Annotated in this window: 4 protein-coding genes; 1 reads left to right on the top strand and 3 read right to left on the bottom strand. The window is 44.3% G+C overall.

Annotated elements, in window-relative coordinates; all coding sequences use genetic code 11:
- Positions 1-605: N-acetylmuramoyl-L-alanine amidase family protein (locus P378_RS15410; RefSeq protein ID WP_099083879.1), on the bottom strand; the 605-nt coding region annotated here is incomplete at its 3' end.
- Positions 606-677: 72 nt separating this feature from the next.
- On the opposite strand from P378_RS15410, the gene P378_RS15415 reads away from it, so the two are divergent.
- Positions 678-917 (top strand): hypothetical protein, encoded by a 240-nt coding sequence (locus P378_RS15415; RefSeq protein ID WP_099083880.1) that lies wholly within the window; start codon positions 678-680, stop codon positions 915-917.
- A gap of 36 nt (positions 918-953) precedes the next feature.
- On the opposite strand, the gene P378_RS15420 is transcribed toward P378_RS15415, so the two are convergent.
- Together P378_RS15420 and P378_RS20225 are read right to left on the bottom strand one after the other, a co-directional pair.
- Entirely contained in the window at positions 954-2045 is a 1092-nt protein-coding gene (locus P378_RS15420) for an FUSC family protein (protein WP_099083495.1), read from the bottom strand.
- 7 nt (positions 2046-2052) lie between these two features.
- Positions 2053-2260: hypothetical protein (locus P378_RS20225; RefSeq protein ID WP_207654068.1), on the bottom strand; the 208-nt coding region annotated here is incomplete at its 5' end.

Consider the following 2260-nt stretch of genomic DNA (forward strand, 5'->3'; position numbering starts at 1 on the left):
TCGATAATGATGACAGGAATGTTTAAATGCTCAAAAAGATAAAAGTGATCCGCTCTCGGCCTTTTAGACATACCGGATAGTTCGTTCATTTCTTTTTGAATGATCCTGGCCAGTCGGACACTGCCTTGATTGTTCTGATCATAATAAATAATGGCTCCCCCGTCCTGACCCAGTCCGGTATTTACATGGATACTGACAAAAACCTCCCCGCCCAAACTGCGGGCCATTTCAATCCTTTGGTCCAGATCCTGCCGCTCTGCTTCTTTTGTATAAACACCGTGCTTTGTAAAATCAACATCTTTATCCCGGGTAAATTTTACTTCATAGCCTGCAGCATGCCGGGCCACCCGTTTGGCAATGGCCAGGTTAATGTCCTTTTCCATAACCCCCGCCCGGCAGGCCCCGGGATCAGTGCCGCCGTGCCCGGGGTCAATAATGATTGTACGCTGTTCCAGGGGTTTTCGTTGGGGCTTGGCCGCTCTGTTCTGGGCCTCTGATTTTACCGCCATTCCCTTTAAATAAATCCCCAGAGGTAAAAGAATAAGTAAAAGACCAAGCAAGATCCAGTAATACCTGTGTTTTTTATAAGGTTCTTTTATGTACATTTTCGTTACCCTTTTCTTACTTTGAATTCTGCCTTTTCTAGTTTAGCTTTTTAGGAGACCGGTAATACATCCATGCACGAAAAAAGCACTGCCTGGGCAGTGCTTCCATTGATGATTGCCTGTGGATTACAGGAACCAAATCAGCAGTACGATAATCGCAATTATAAGCAGGAAAAGAAAAACGCAGCAGATAATAGGCAGCCAGTAGGTCGTGGAGCAGGATTCTGCATAAGGCATCGTATCAACCCCTTTTTTCTACCAATCTATGAAAAATCTAATTCAATTGTGATTCATAAAGATTTTCCTTGGTAAGCTAAATATAAACAACCCTGCCAAAAAGCGGCAGGTTTATACTTCACCTTGTGTTTTAACAGGGGAAAATTCCTTGATACTCCTGTTGGCCCACTTAATATCGCTGGCTACCGCAGACACGTACATAAAGGCATGTAAAAAGTCGGCACCGGTCATCCTGGTGTGCCACCGGTCGATAAAATAGCTTAATTCTTCCCAAAACTGCTCATTGAATTGTACCGGTACCAGGGGTTCTCCCTGCAAAACATATCGATGTAAATCATCGTTTAATTTCTCAAAGGAGTGGATGCCTCTCTCCAGCATGCCAAGAACCATGTAAAATTCATTGGATATAGGGGGATCTCCCCGCTCTTTTCGCCATTCCAACCGCTGCAGGGTGGCGCTGTATATTTCCTGGCTCTTATAAAACAATTTAACATTAAAGTCCAGGTATTTCTCCCATAAATCCTGTTTCTCGCCGGGAACATGTTTCAAATAGTGATTTTGTTCCTTGTGTAGTTCAAACAGGTCTCTTGTTGTTCTCAGAAGGTCTTTGATCTCTGTCCGCTTTACTTCATAGTCTTTCGCACTGATTGGCTCAAGTTTTATAAAGCCCTTGACCAACTCCACAAAAAACTTTGCCGATCCTTCATTAAATTTTCCCAGGTGGGATAAAAAACTGCTGCTGTAGCGTGGCTGAGGCAAAAAGCTGTTGATGAACAGGGCAGCGCCCAACCCGACAAAAATGACATAGGACCGGGTAAGGGCATGGCTTAAAAAATCTTGCTGCGGTGCGTCCAACACAAATATCCCGGCCACAACCCCCATGGATACACCCTGTTTAAGATTTAATTTGACATTGGTGGTAATAATGATGATGGTCGCCAGCCCGATAATCAGGGGGCCGGTGCCAAAGGCATAACCACAAACGACGGCGATGATCACCGAGATGACATGGGTTAGGACTTGTTCCACAGCGTTCCGAAAGGAACGATAAATGGAAGGTTGGACATTGATGACGGCGCTTACACCTGCAAATACTTTTGGATCCAATTTCAGCAGGGTGCAGATATACACTGCCAGAGCCACGGCTGCTCCCGTTTTAAGTATTCTTGCCCCCACAAAGGGAAAGATTCTGTTTATATTCATCCGGTGTTTAATGATTCTCCTTTATAACCCTCGTAATACAGTGGGCAAGGTTTATAAAACCCTTAAAGCAGAGAAATGATTCATTTACATTGGATAGTGATAAATAAGGAGTTTTGCCGGTATTCGTGAAAACCTGGCTGTCATCCCCGACAATCAAGTCAATGCCGCATTCTTTGATTAAATGTTGCAACGCCTCCGGCGTAGGATAATGTGTT

The organism is Desulforamulus profundi (assembly GCF_002607855.1).